Source organism: Streptomyces sp. NPDC039736 (assembly GCF_055596485.1).
Genome location: NZ_JBVIUQ010000001.1, coordinates 270696 through 283601, shown reverse-complemented (window position 1 = coordinate 283601; position 12906 = coordinate 270696). Strand labels below are relative to the sequence as shown.

The window sequence follows — 12906 nt, the reverse complement described above, 5'->3', positions numbered from 1 at the left end:
GGGCGGGGGCCGGGGGGCTGCTCGCGCCGGGTTACCCGGGCAGCGTGCCCTTGCCCAGTTTGCTGTTCCGCTTCCCGTACAGGAAGTACACCGCGATCCCGATCAGCATCCACACCCCGAACCGCAGCCAGGTCTCCGCCGGCAGGTTCAGCATCAGCCACAGCGAGGCCAGGACCGACAGGGCGGGGATCAGCGGCACCAGCGGGGTCTTGAAGGACCGGGGCAGGTCGGGGCGCTTGCGGCGCAGGATGACGACGCCCAGCGCGACCACGACGAAGGCGAAGAGCGTGCCGATGTTGACCAGTTCGGCGAGCTCGTCGATGGAGGTGAAGCCCGCGACGACGGCGACCAGCACGCCGAGCAGGATGGTGGAGCGGTACGGGGTGCCGAACTTCGGGTGGACCTGCGAGAAGGCCCTCGGGAGCAGTCCGTCGCGGCTCATCGCGAAGAAGACCCGGGACTGGCCGAGGAGCAGGATCATGCAGACGGAGGTCAGTCCGACCGCGGCGCCGAAGCTGATCAGACCTGCCCAGAAGGGGTGGCCGACGGATTTGAAGGCGTCGGCGAGCGGTGCGTCCGTGGAGAGGTCGCTGTACTTCTGCATGCCGGTGACGACGACGGAGACCGCCACGTACAGCAGCGTGCAGATGATGAGGGAGCCGAGGATGCCGCGCGGGACGTCGCGCTGCGGGAGTTTGGTCTCCTCGGCGGCGGTGGCGACGATGTCGAAGCCGATGAAGGCGAAGAAGACGACGGCCGCGGCGGTGAAGACGCCCATGACGCCGAAGCTGGTCGGGGTGAAGCCGAAGATCAGTTGGACCAGCGGGGCGGTCAGGCCCTCGCCGCCCTCGGTGGCCTTGGACGGCGGGACGAAGGGCTGGTAGTTGGCGCCGGTGACGAAGAAGGCGCCGACGATGATGACCAGCAGGACGACGGTCACCTTGATGGCGACGACGATGCCGGTGACACGCGAGGAGAGCTTCATTCCGGCGACCAGGATCGCGGTGATGACCAGCACCAGGATGCAGGCCAGCAGGTCGAAGCCGAACTTTCCGTCGTGGGTGCCGGAGAGGAAGTCCGGGAGGTGGACGCCCGCCGTGTCGAGAAGCGAGCGCATGTAACCGGACCAGCCGACGGCCACCACCGCACAGCCCAGCGCCAGCTCCAGGACCAGGTCCCAGCCGATGATCCAGGCGGGCAGCTCCCCGAGGGAGGCGTAGGAGAAGGTGTACGCCGATCCCGCGACCGGCACGGTCGAGGCGAACTCGGCGTAGCAGAGGGCGGCCAGCCCGCAGACCACGCCCGCGACGACGAAGGCGAGGGCGACCGAGGGCCCGGCCGTCTCCTTCGCGATCTTGCCGGTGAGGACGAAGATGCCGGTGCCGATGATGACGCCGACGCCGAAGACGGTGAGGTCCAGGGCGGAGAGGGACTTCTTGAGGGCGTGCTCCGGCTCCTCGGTGTCCCGGATGGACTGCTCGACGGTCTTCGTGCGGAAGACGCCGTGCTGCCGCGCAGTCGGTGACGCCGATGATGTACCCGTTGAACTGTGGTCTTCCGTGCTCACCGCAGCACCTCCGCCGCTCGGGCCGTCCCACCTCTGAGTGGAGGGTCACCCGCAATCATCGTGATCATTCGCGTGGATTCGCGACTGCGCGAACAGGTTTTCACCCGATAGGGCGAATGTACGAAAAAGTCCGGGCCGGAGGCTTCCCTCCGGCCCGGACTCAGACGGCGCGAGCCCCGTCAACGGGCTGCCCGGTCGTGCGGCGTACGGCAGTCGTCGCGTACGACTCAGTCGCACACGGCTCAGTCGTCGCGTACGGCTCAGTCGCACACGGCTCAGTCGCGTACGGCCGCCTTCGCCGCCACCTCGCGCTCCAGCCGCCCGTCGATCTTCGCGACCAGGCCGGTGACCTGACGGGCGATGTCCGGCGCGGTCAGCCCGATCTCGGCCAGCACCTCCTTGCGGGAGGCGTGGTCCAGGAAGACCGGCGGAATGCCGAAGTCGCGCAGCGGCACGTCCACGTCCGCGTCCCGCAGCGCCTGGGCGACGGCGGAACCGACGCCGCCGGCGCGGGAGTTGTCCTCGACGGTGACGACGACCCGGTGCTGCTCGGCCAGCGGCGCCATCGCCGCGTCGACCGGCTTGACCCAGCGGGGGTCGACGACGGTGGAGGAGATGCCCTGCGCGTCGAGCAGCTCGGCGATCTCCAGGCACATCGGGGCGAGCGCGCCGATGGACACCAGAAGGACGTCCGGGCGGTCCACGTCGGTGGTGGGCCTGCGCAGCACGTCCATGCCGCCGGCCCTGCCGACCGCCTTGACCGCCGGGCCGACCGCGCCCTTGGAGAAGCGGACCACGGTGGGGGCGTCCTCGACCTGGACGGCCTCGCGCAGTTGGGCGCGGACCTGGTCGGCGTCGCGCGGGGCGGCGATCCGCAGGGTCGGGACGACCTGGAGGATCGACATGTCCCACATGCCGTTGTGCGAGGCGCCGTCGGTTCCGGTGACGCCCGCGCGGTCCAGTACGAAGGTCACACCGCACTTGTGGAGGGCCACGTCCATCAGGACCTGGTCGAAGGCACGGTTGAGGAAGGTCGCGTACACCGCGAAGACGGGGTGCAGGCCGCCGGTCGCCAGGCCCGCCGCCGACACCGCGCCGTGCTGTTCGGCGATGCCCACGTCGTAGACGCGGTGGGGGAAGGCCTTGGCGAACTTGTCCAGGCCGACCGGCTGGAGCATGGCCGCGGTGATCGCGACGATGTCCTCGCGCTCCTTGCCGAGCTTGACCATCTCCTCGCCGAAGACGGAGGTCCAGTCGACGCCGGAGGAGGCGATCGGCAGGCCCGTGTCCGGGTGGATCTTGCCGACGGCGTGGAAGCGGTCGGCCTCGTCGGCGAGGGCGGGCTGGTAGCCGCGGCCCTTCTCGGTGAGGCAGTGCACGATGACCGGGCCGCCGAAGCGCTTGGCGCGCTGGAGCGCGGACTCCAGGGCCTCGATGTCGTGGCCGTCGATCGGGCCGACGTACTTGAGGCCCAGGTCCTCGAACATGCCCTGCGGGGCGATGAAGTCCTTGAGGCCCTTCTTCGCGCCGTGCAGGGTCTCGTACAGCGGCCTGCCGACGACCGGGGTGCGCTCCAGGAACTCCTTGCCGCGGGCCAGGAAGCGCTCGTAGCCGTCGGTGGTGCGCAGGGTGGCCAGGTGGTTGGCGAGGCCGCCGATGGTGGGCGCGTAGGAGCGCTCGTTGTCGTTGACGACGATCACCAGCGGGCGGTCCTTGGCGACGGCGATGTTGTTCAGCGCCTCCCAGGCCATGCCGCCGGTCAGCGCCCCGTCGCCGATGACGGCGACGACCGCGTCGTCCTTGCCGAGCACCTCGTTGGCCTTGGCCAGGCCGTCGGCCCAGCCGAGGACGGTGGAGGCGTGGCTGTTCTCGATCACGTCGTGGTCGGACTCGGCGCGCGCCGGGTAGCCGGAGAGGCCGCCCTTCATCTTCAGCCGGGTGAAGTCCTGGCGGCCGGTGAGCAGCTTGTGCACGTAGCTCTGGTGGCCGGTGTCCCACAGGACCTTGTCCTTGGGCGACTCGAAGACGCGGTGCAGCGCGATGGTCAGCTCGACCACGCCCAGGTTCGGGCCCAGGTGGCCGCCGGTCTTGGAGACCTCGTCGACGAGGAAGGTACGAATCTCCTCGGCCAGCTGGTCGAGCTGCTCCGGGGACAGCCGGTCCAGGTCGCGCGGTCCCTTGATGCGGGTCAGCAAGGCCACCCGTGCCTCCTCTGCGGTTGAACTGGCTTGTGCTGTGGACGTTCGTGCCGATCTGCCGAGTCTAATGTTCCGCGCGCGGCGGCGATCGGCGGGTTGTGCGACCTGCCTCACCCGTACGGACCAACATACGCACAAACGTGCCCAGCACCTTGATTTCGGTGCCGGGCACGTAGGGGTTTGGCCGCTCTGCGGGGCGCGTCGGGCGGGCGGGGTGGTTCCCGGCACGCGGCAGGGCGCTAGGCGCGTCCCGCCGCCTTCTGGCTCCTGCGCGACACCGAGTCCAGCACGACCGCCGCCAGCAGCACCGCGCCGGTGATCATCGACTGGACCGCCTTGCTGGAGGAGCCCTCCATGTACAGGCCGGTCATGATCGACTGGATCACCAGGATGCCGAGCAGCGCCGACCAGGGGGTGCCCCGGCCGCCGAAGAGGCTGGTGCCGCCGATGACGGCCGCCGCGATGGCGAGCATCAGGGTGTCGCCGCCGCCCAGGTTGGAGTCGGCGACACCGGACTGGGAAGCGATGAAGAGACCGCCGAGTCCGCCCAGGAAGCCGGAGATGGTGAAGACCGAGATCCGGATCCAGACGACGTTGATGCCGGCCCGGCGCGCCGCCTCGACGCCGCCGCCGACCGCGAAGACCTGACGGCCGTAGGTGGTGCGGCGCAGCACGAAGCCGGCGAGGACGACCACGCCGACGAAGACGGTCAGCCCGAGCGGCAGGCCGTCCTCCTGGTTCAGGACGTACGCGGCGGCGAAGACCAGGACCGCGACCACACCGGTGCGCAGCGCCAGCTCGCTCATCGGGCGGTGCGGCAGGTCGGCGGCCTTGCGGCGGCGGTGCTCGTTCCACTGCGACCAGGCGTAGGCGGCGACCGCGACGGCGGCCAGGCCGTAGGCGGCGGCGATGTCGCTGAAGTAGTAGTTGTTGAGGTGGTAGATGACGCCGCCGGAGATGTTGTTCAGGCTCAGGGTGTTCCCGAGGACGAACAGTTGCAGGCCGCTCCAGCCGAGGAAGCCCGCGAGGGTGACGACGAACGCGGGCACGCCGATCCGGGCGAAGAAGAAGCCGTGCAGGGCGCCGATGGCGGCCGCGCCGAGCAGGCCGACGACGACGGCGAGGCCCTCGTTCATGTCCTGCTTGATGGCGAGGACCGAGCTGGCGGCGGCGGTGAGACCGGCCACCGAGCCGACCGAGAGGTCGATCTCGCCGAGCAGCAGCACGAAGACGATGCCGGTCGCGATGAGCCCCGGGCCGACGATGTACTGGGCGATGTTGCTGAGGTTCGAGGGGTCCAGGAAGCGGCCGGAGCTGATCTCGAAGATCGCCCAGATGACGATCAGGCCGGTGACGACCGGTATCGAGCCGAGCTCACCGCCCTTGATCTTGCGCTTGAACTCGGTCAGGTAACCGGCGAAGCCCTGCTCGCGCACGAGCAGCCGGGGGTCGACCGCCGGAACGGCGCCTGGTGCGACGTCCGGGTCGGCGTCCACCGGGGTGGACTTCTGGGGCGGGGTGTTCACGGTCTCACTCACTTCACGGCCTCCGCGCCTCGCGCCTCGCGACGGGTCACGGCGTTGTCCGTGGCTCCGGTGATGGCGGCGATGATCTCTTCGTTGGTGGTGTCCCTGACCTTGAAGACACCGTTGTTGCGCCCGAGGCGCAGGACCGCGACCTCGTCGGCGACGGCCTTGACGTCGGCCATGTTGTGGCTGATCAGCAGGACGGCGAGGCCCCGCTCGCGCAGCCGCTCCACCAGGTCCAGGACCTGGGCGGTCTGCTCGACGCCGAGGGCGGCGGTCGGCTCGTCGAGGATGACCAGCTTCGGGTCGCCGACCAGCGCGCGGGCGATGGCCACGACCTGGCGCTGGCCGCCGGAGAGCGAGGCGATCGGGATGCGGACGCTCGGGATGCGGATGGACAGGGTGTCCAGGAGTTCCTTGGCGCGCTTCTCCATGGCGACCTCGTCGAGCACCTTGGCCCGGCCGAGCTCGCGGCCGAGGAAGAGGTTGGCGACGACGTCGAGGTTGTCGCAGAGCGCGAGGTCCTGGTAGACGGTGGCGACGCCGAGGCCCTGGGCGTCGTGCGGGCGCGCGATGGAGACGGGTCGGCCGTCCCATTCGATGCTGCCCTCGTCGATGGGGTGCACCCCGGCGATCGTCTTGACCAGGGTGGACTTCCCGGCGCCGTTGTCGCCGACCAGGGCGACGACCTGACCGGCGTGCACCTCCAGGTCGACGTCGGTCAGGGCCTGCACGGCTCCGAACCGCTTGGAGACTCCGCGTAGCGCGAGGACGGGCGCAGCGGACATGTGAACCATCTCCTTCGTCCGCCGACGGGTGCGGCGGAGGGCCGCCGCAGCGTTCTCGCGTGCGACGGGACGGGGCGTGTGGATGGAGGGGCGGACGCGTGGTGGCCGCGCCGGGGTCCGGTCCGCGTCCGGCGGGCGGGACGACGACCGGGACCTCGTACGCGACCGCGTACGTCGGCCGGGACGATATGGACGGATGGATGCAGTACGGGCGGGAGCCGCACGGCGGTACGAGGGCGGGCACGCCATGGACGGAGAGCACGGGGGCACGGCGTCCCGGCCGCCCGACGGGCCCCGGCCCCGTACGGACGCGGACCGAGCGCTTGCCGACACCGGACCGGGACCGCCCCCCAAGGACGCAGCAACGACACCGAAGGGGGCCGAGGCGGTACGGACAGCCGCCGAAGCGACGCCGACCGGGCGCGGGGCCGCCCTGACGGACACCGCGACGACACCGACCGAAGCCGGGGCCGTGCGGACAGCCGCCATGGCGCTGCCGCCCGAAGCCGGGGCCGTACCGACGACCGCTGCGGCCGCGCCGGCGGGAGCCCGGGAGCCCCACGGACGCGGCCTCCTCGGAGGCCGTTTCCGGGCCGCCCCGGGACTCGCCGGGCCGAGCCCGCCGTGCGCGGGGTCCCGCTCCCCTGACGGGACCGCGACCCCACACCGCCCGGGGCGAGGGAGGCGGGCTCCCCCGGCCCGTCGCCGCGACGCGGCTAGCTGATGCCCGCGTCCGCGCACGCCTTGGCGAACTCCGCCTTGCAGATCTCGGCGGTCTTGTAGAGCTGGTCCTTGACGACCGTGTCCTTGATGTTGGCCTTGGTGATGACCGTGGCCTGGATCAGCTCCGCCGGGATGCCCTTGGCGCTGGGGCTGTCGATCGTGGTGGCCAGCGAGAGCTTCTCGCCCTTCAGCAGTTTCACCGCGACCTCGGCGGTCTTGTCCGCCTCCGGCTTGTACGGCTTGTAGATGGTGAAGGCCTGCGTACCGGCGAGGATCCGCTGGATGCCCGCGAGCTCCGCGTCCTGGCCGCCGACCGGGATGCCCTTGACGCCCGCCGACTGGAGCGCCGCGACGATGCCGCCCGCCATGCCGTCGTTGGCGGAGTAGACGGCGTCGAAGCCGTCCTTGCCCAGGGAGGTGATGGCGGTGCCCATCTTCTCGCCCGCGATCTTCGGGTCCCACTCGCCCGTCTGCTCGTAGACGACCTTCTTGACCTTGCTGTCGAGGACGGAGTGCGCGCCCTTCTTGAACAGCCCGGCGTTGGGGTCCGACTCCTTGCCGTTGATCATGACGACGCGGCCGTCCTTGGCCTTGTCGCCGAGCGCGTCGATGATGCCCTGGCCCTGGAGCTGGCCGATCTTCTCGTTGTCGAAGGAGACGTAGGCGGAGACCGGACCCTCGGCGAGGCGGTCGTACGCGACGACCTTGATGCCCTTCTTGTCGGCCTCCTCGACCCACGCCTTGGTGGCGGCGGAGTCGACGGCGTCGAGGACGATGACCTTGACGCCGGAGTCGACGAGGTCGTCGAACTGCTGCTTCTGGGTCGCGACGTTCTCGGACGCGTTCTTGTAGTTGATCTTGCAGTCGGAGCAGAGCTCGGTGACCTTGGCCTTGATCAGCGGGTAGTCGAAGGACTCGTAACGGGTCGTCTTGCTCTCCGGCAGCAGCAGGCCGATCGTCTTGTCGTCCTTCTTCTCTTCCTTGCCCGCGCCCGCTTCGCCGCACGCGGCGAGGGACAGGGTCAGCACGGCCGCAGCGGTGACGGCGGTAGCGGCACGACGCAGATGGGTCTTCACAGTCCAACCTCCCTGACGAGGCCGCGTCGTTGCGGCCGAGGTGTCTGGAAGTCAACTCGTGTGCCGCCACCACCGTCAAGGAGTAAACCCTTAACGAGATGACAACGGTGCCACTCGTTATCTAAGTGAAGGCAGGGGCCGAATGCTGGTCCCTGTCGTGCGAGTTGACCGGCTGAGCGGTGTCCAACAGGCTCGAATCGCCCATTTCGCTCAGCACGAGGGCCAGCGCGCCCAGCACTTCGGCCCGTCCGCCGAGCGCGCCGGGCAGCACGCTCAAGTGCCGTGCGGCACTGGGGATCGCGTACCGCGAGACCGAGTCGCGGATCGGCCCGAGCACCAGCTCGCCGGAGTCCGCGAGGTCGCCGCCGAGGACGACCCGGCTGGGGTTGAGGAGGTTGCAGAGGTTGGCCACCCCGCTGCCGATGTGCCGGCCGACGTCGGCGATCACCCGGCGGCAGCCCGGGTCGCCCTCGCGGGCGAGCCGCACGACGCGCTCCATGGTGAGGTCGGGTCCGTGCGAGGGCGTCAGCAGCGGCAGGACGTAGCGGGCCGCCGCGAAGGTCTCCAGGCAGCCGCGGTTGCCGCAGCGGCACACCGGGCCCGACTCGTCGAGCGTGATGTGCCCGATCTCGCCGGCGGTGCCGCCGGGCCCCCGGTAGACGCGGCCGTCTATCACCAGCCCCGCGCCGACGCCGCTGGCGACCTTGATGTACGCGAGATCGCGCACCCCGCGCCCCGCGCCCCACACCAGCTCGCCGAGCGCCCCGAGGTTGGCGTCGTTGTCGACGTACACCGGAACCCCGAGCCGGGCCGAGAGCTCCTCGCTCGGGTTGATCCCCTGCCAGCCCGGCAGGATCGCGGTGGAGCCCAGGCGCCCGGACTCCACGTCGATCGGTCCAGGGACGCCGAGGCCGACGCCGACGACTTTGTCCTGGCTGATCCCGGTGGCCCCGATGAGGCGCTTGACCAATTGTTCGGCCCGGTCGAAGCCCTGCGCGGCCGAGGCGTCCACGTCCAGCGGCTCGGACTCCTCGGCGAGCACCTGGTGGGCCAGGTTGCCGACGGCCACCCGCAGGTGGGTGTGGCCGAAGTCGACGCCGATCACCACGCCCGCGTCCCCGCTGAGCGAGACGCTGCGGGCCCGGCGGCCGCCCGCCGAGGTGGGCGTGACCTCGACCGTTCCGCCGTCCTTCAGTTCGCGCACGATGTTGGAGACCGTGGCGGCGGAGAGCCCGGTGCTTCTCGCGATCTCGGCCTGGGTCAGCGAGCCCGCCATGCGCACCGCGCGCACGACCCGCTCCAGATTGGCCCGGTGCAGAGACGTCTGCGACCCCGGAGTCTCCATTGACTCATCCACTCCCGATCCTGACGGCCGGCACGACGGCCGCCCGCTCCGGGGCCACGACTGCGGGGCCCCGCCGTTCTTCCAACATGTGAACCCTAAGCAGAGACTTTCCCGCCCGCTCCCGTCAAGGCCTGGACCGAAGAGGGGCCGGATCACGCCGAAGCGCCCGCCGGCGGGGGCCGGTGGGCGCTTCGTTCCGTACGGGACCGGGAGAAAGGCCGTGCGAAGGGGTCCTCCCTCGCGTGCTGTCCTACTTCACCGACCCCGCGGTCAGTCCGGACACCACGTGCCGCTCGATGAACGCGAACAGGATGATCACCGGGACGATCGCGACGACGGAGGCCGCGAAGAGGTAGTTCCACTGCACGGTGTAGGCGCCGATGAAGTTGTTGATGCCGACCGTCAGCGGCTGGCTGGCCGGATCGGTGGTCAGGGTCAGGCCCATCGCGAACTCGTTCCACGTCGTGATGAACGTGAAGATGAGCGCGGTCACCACCCCGGGCAGCGCCAGCGGCAGCGTGACCCTGATCATCGCGCCGAAGCGGCTGGTGCCGTCCACCATCGCCGCCTCCTCCAGCTCCGCCGGGATGGAGCCGATGTAGGCGGTCAGGATCCACACCGCGAAGGCCAGGTTGAAGGCCGCGTTGGTGATGATCAGCGTCCAGACCGAGTTGAGCATGCCCAACTGGTAGAACTCGCGGTAGAGGCCGATGAGCAGCGCGGTCGGCTGGAACATCTGGGTGACCAGCACGAGCAGCAGGAAGACCTTGCGTCCGCGGAACTTCATCCGTGCCGTGTAGTACGCGGCCGGCAGCGCCACCAGCAGCACCAGCACCGTGGCCCCGCCCGCGACCAGCAGGGTGACCTGGAGGTTCTGCCCCAGCTCGGACTGCTTCCAGACCTCGATGAAGTTGGACCACTCGAAGTCGCTGGGCAGGTAGGTGCGGTCGCGCAGCTCCGCCTTCGGCCGCAGCGCCGTGATGATCATTTCGAGGTACGGAGCGAGGAAGAGCGCGGCCAGGCCCCAGGCCACCACGGCGATGACCAGCGTGCGCGGCCGGAAGGGGCGCTTGGGGGGCGTGACCGACGGGCTCTGCGTCTTCGGCCGGGCGGCCGTAGCGGTGGCCATCAGTCCTCCTCGTTCCAGCGGCTGACCTTCAGGAAGATCAGGACGAGCACCACGACCAGGGCGAAGTTGACCACCGACATGGCCGCCGACTCGCCGATGTCGGTCTCCTTCAGCTTGTACATGAACACCATCGAGGTGGACGTGTCGTAGCCCGGTCCGCCCTGGGTCATGGCCCAGATGATCGGGAAGGAGTTGAAGACGTTGATCAGGTTGATGACGACGCCGATCAGGAACGCCGGACGCAGCATCGGCAGCGTGATGTGCCGGTACGTCTGCCAGGTCCCCGCGCCGTCGATGCGCGAGGCCTCGTAGACCTCGCCCGGGATGGTCTGGAGGCCCGCCAGCAGGGTGTACGTCGTGAAGGGCAGCGACACGAAGATCGCGACCGCCATCATCCACGGCCAGGCGGTGGAGGACTCCCCCAGCCAGTCCTTCGGCCCGTCGATGAGGCCGAGGTCCATCATCAGGGTGTTGAGCACGCCGGCGGTCTGGTTGAGCATCCACTTGAAGCCGATGGCCGTCATCAGCACGGACGCGGCCCAGGGGGCGATGAGCGCCCAGCGGGTGATCGTGCGGCCGGGGAACTTCTGGTTGAAGAGCTGGGCGAGGGCCAGCGAGATCAGCATCGTGCAGGCCACGACGACGACCGTCCAGATCACCGTCCAGAGCAGGACGGCGCCGAGGTCGGTCTCCTCGAAGAGCTTCTTGTACTTGTCCGTCCCCGCGCTGCCGCGCACCTTGCCGGAGATGGAGATGTTGAGGAACGAGGTGCGGATCAGCTCGACGACGGGCCAGACGACCACGAAGAGGATCAGCAGGATGACGGGCGCAATCCAGGGCAGCGGGCCGAGCCTGGCCAGTCCGCTGCGGCGGCTCACCGGCCTGGGGGCGCGCCCGCCCCGTCCCCCGCCGGTCTCGGCGGGGGACGGAGGGGCCTTGAGTGACACGGTTTCTCCTGGGAGAGGGAGAGGGGGCGATCGACGGGGCGAGCGGGCCGGATCAGCGCGTCACTTGACGTCCTTCGCCGCGTCCTCGGCCTTCTTCTGGAGGTCGTCCAGGACCGCCTTCGGGTCGTCGCCGGCGGCCTTGCCGCCGGTCTTCTTGATCTCGGCGGAGACCAGGTCCCAGGAGGTGTCGTTGACCGGGTAGAACGTGGCCGTCGGCAGGGCCGCGAAGAAGTCCTTCAGCTTGGCGTTCTTCGGGTCCGCCTGCATGGCCTCGGCGGCGTCCGTGGTGACGGGGATGAAGTTGTACATCGACGCGAACTTCACCAGGTTGTCCTTGGTGTAGGTGAAGTCGAGGAACTTCTTCACCGCGTCCTTGCCGGCCTTGCCGTCCTGGAAGGCCATGGTCCAGTCGCCGACGCCGAGGGTGGAGTCCAGCGGGCCGTTCTTGCCGGGGATCTTCGCCATCCCGTACTCGACCTTGGCCTCCTCGGCCATCTTGATGACGCTCGGGTGGCCGTTCATCATGCCGACCTTGCCCGCCGCGAAGTCGGCGAAGGCCGTCTTGCGGTCGGTGGAGGCGGGGTTGGGGTAGGTCAGGCCGGGCTTGACCAGGTTCTCCTGGAGCCACTTGAACGTCTCGACGTTCTGGGCGCTGTTGATCGTGTACTTGCCGGCCTCGTCCTTGTAGCCGCCGCCGTTGCCCATCTCCCACATCAGGGTCTCGCCCTGGGCCTCCTCGGGGCCGAGCGGGAGGCCGTAGGGGATCTCCGCGGCCTTCTTCTCCTTGAGCTTCTTCGCCGCGTCGGCGACGTCGGCCCAGGTGGCCGGGGTCTTGGTGATGCCGGCGGCCGCGAACGCCTTCTTGTTGTAGAAGAACGTACGGGTGGAGGCGACCCACGGGATGCCGTAGGCGGCGCCCTTGACCTTGCCCGCTTCGGCGAAGCCCTTCGAGAGGTTGGCCCGGGTCTTGGGCGACATGACGTCGTCGACCTTGTAGAGCAGGTCGTCGGCGACCTTGTCGGCGTAGCCGCCGGTCTGGAGGACGTCGGGCACGTTGCCCGACGCGATCATCGTCTTGACGGTCTTGTCGATGTCGTTCCAGTTGATGACCTGGACCTCGACCTTGTAGCCCGCGTTGGCGGCCTCGAAGTCCTTGGCGACCTTGTCCCAGAACGGCTTGGAGGCGTCCGCCGCGCTGGTGCCGTAGTCGGCGGCGACCACCTTGATGGTCTTGCCGCCCTCGGCGCCGTCCCCGCCGCCGTCGCCGTCGCCACCGCAGGCGGTCAGCCCCAGTGCCATCACGAGCGTTGCCGCACCGGTGGCGATAACCCGATTCCTCATGCTTTTCAACCCTTCGACCTCAGCGTCGACTTGCTGCATTCACCGGAGGTCGGCCCCCGGACCACCGGCCGGGCGAAGATCCCCCGCAGCGCCGTGGCACGGACACTACTCACGCCCCGCGAAGGCGCAATAGGTTTAGACCACTTTCGTGTTCAAGTCGAAACCTGGTTCAACAGGGTTCCTTCGAAAGTCACTTGGGGTACTTCCGGCGTCACCCGAGGTGCGCCCCGGGTTACTTGAGGTACGGCCGAACAGGGCTACGGACC

Annotated in this window: 9 protein-coding genes; all 9 read right to left on the bottom strand. The window is 69.4% G+C overall.

Annotated elements, in window-relative coordinates; genetic code table 11:
- Positions 1–31: 31 nt before the first annotated feature.
- The 9 genes from ACZ56L_RS01180 to ACZ56L_RS01140 all read right to left on the bottom strand — a co-directional run bounded on the left by ACZ56L_RS01180 (position 32) and on the right by ACZ56L_RS01140 (position 12640).
- Positions 32–1471, bottom strand: coding sequence for an amino acid permease (locus tag ACZ56L_RS01180; protein WP_345219028.1), 1440 nt, complete (start codon positions 1469–1471; stop codon positions 32–34).
- Between the two features lie 371 nt (positions 1472–1842).
- Positions 1843–3768 (bottom strand): 1-deoxy-D-xylulose-5-phosphate synthase, encoded by a 1926-nt coding sequence (gene dxs, locus ACZ56L_RS01175; RefSeq protein WP_345217638.1) that lies wholly within the window; start codon positions 3766–3768, stop codon positions 1843–1845.
- A gap of 236 nt (positions 3769–4004) precedes the next feature.
- Positions 4005–5303, bottom strand: a complete 1299-nt coding sequence (locus ACZ56L_RS01170) for a sugar ABC transporter permease (protein ID WP_468683312.1) — start codon at positions 5301–5303, stop codon at positions 4005–4007.
- Positions 5300–6079 carry an ATP-binding cassette domain-containing protein gene (locus ACZ56L_RS01165; protein ID WP_345217636.1) on the bottom strand — a complete coding sequence of 260 codons (780 nt, stop codon included), beginning with the start codon at positions 6077–6079 and terminating at the stop codon, positions 5300–5302. Before ACZ56L_RS01165 ends, ACZ56L_RS01170 begins: the two co-directional genes overlap by 4 nt.
- Positions 6080–6795: 716 nt before the next feature.
- Positions 6796–7878, bottom strand: coding sequence for a sugar ABC transporter substrate-binding protein (locus ACZ56L_RS01160; RefSeq protein WP_345217635.1), 1083 nt, complete (start codon positions 7876–7878; stop codon positions 6796–6798).
- 121 nt (positions 7879–7999) lie between these two features.
- Positions 8000–9223 carry an ROK family transcriptional regulator gene (locus ACZ56L_RS01155; protein ID WP_345217633.1) on the bottom strand — a complete coding sequence of 408 codons (1224 nt, stop codon included), beginning with the start codon at positions 9221–9223 and terminating at the stop codon, positions 8000–8002.
- Between the two features lie 250 nt (positions 9224–9473).
- Complete coding sequence (locus ACZ56L_RS01150; protein ID WP_345217631.1) at positions 9474–10352, bottom strand: carbohydrate ABC transporter permease; 879 nt, start codon at positions 10350–10352, stop codon at positions 9474–9476.
- Positions 10352–11299, bottom strand: a complete 948-nt coding sequence (locus tag ACZ56L_RS01145) for a carbohydrate ABC transporter permease (RefSeq protein WP_345217629.1) — start codon at positions 11297–11299, stop codon at positions 10352–10354. The genes ACZ56L_RS01150 and ACZ56L_RS01145 overlap by 1 nt, the downstream gene beginning before the upstream one ends.
- 60 nt (positions 11300–11359) lie before the next feature.
- The gene (locus ACZ56L_RS01140) at positions 11360–12640 is read right to left on the bottom strand and encodes an extracellular solute-binding protein (RefSeq protein ID WP_345217626.1); all 1281 of its coding nucleotides are present in this window, start codon (positions 12638–12640) and stop codon (positions 11360–11362) included.
- Positions 12641–12906 lie beyond the last annotated feature (266 nt).

Excerpts from the sequence above, each read along its gene's own strand:
- ACZ56L_RS01165 (WP_345217636.1), bottom strand. The coding sequence starts at position 6,079 with ATGTCCGCTGCGCCCGTCCTCGCGCTACGCGGAGTCTCCAAGCGGTTC.
- ACZ56L_RS01155 (WP_345217633.1), bottom strand. The coding sequence starts at position 9,223 with ATGGAGACTCCGGGGTCGCAGACGTCTCTGCACCGGGCCAATCTGGAG.
- ACZ56L_RS01150 (WP_345217631.1), bottom strand. The coding sequence starts at position 10,352 with ATGGCCACCGCTACGGCCGCCCGGCCGAAGACGCAGAGCCCGTCGGTC.
- ACZ56L_RS01140 (WP_345217626.1), bottom strand. The coding sequence starts at position 12,640 with ATGAGGAATCGGGTTATCGCCACCGGTGCGGCAACGCTCGTGATGGCA.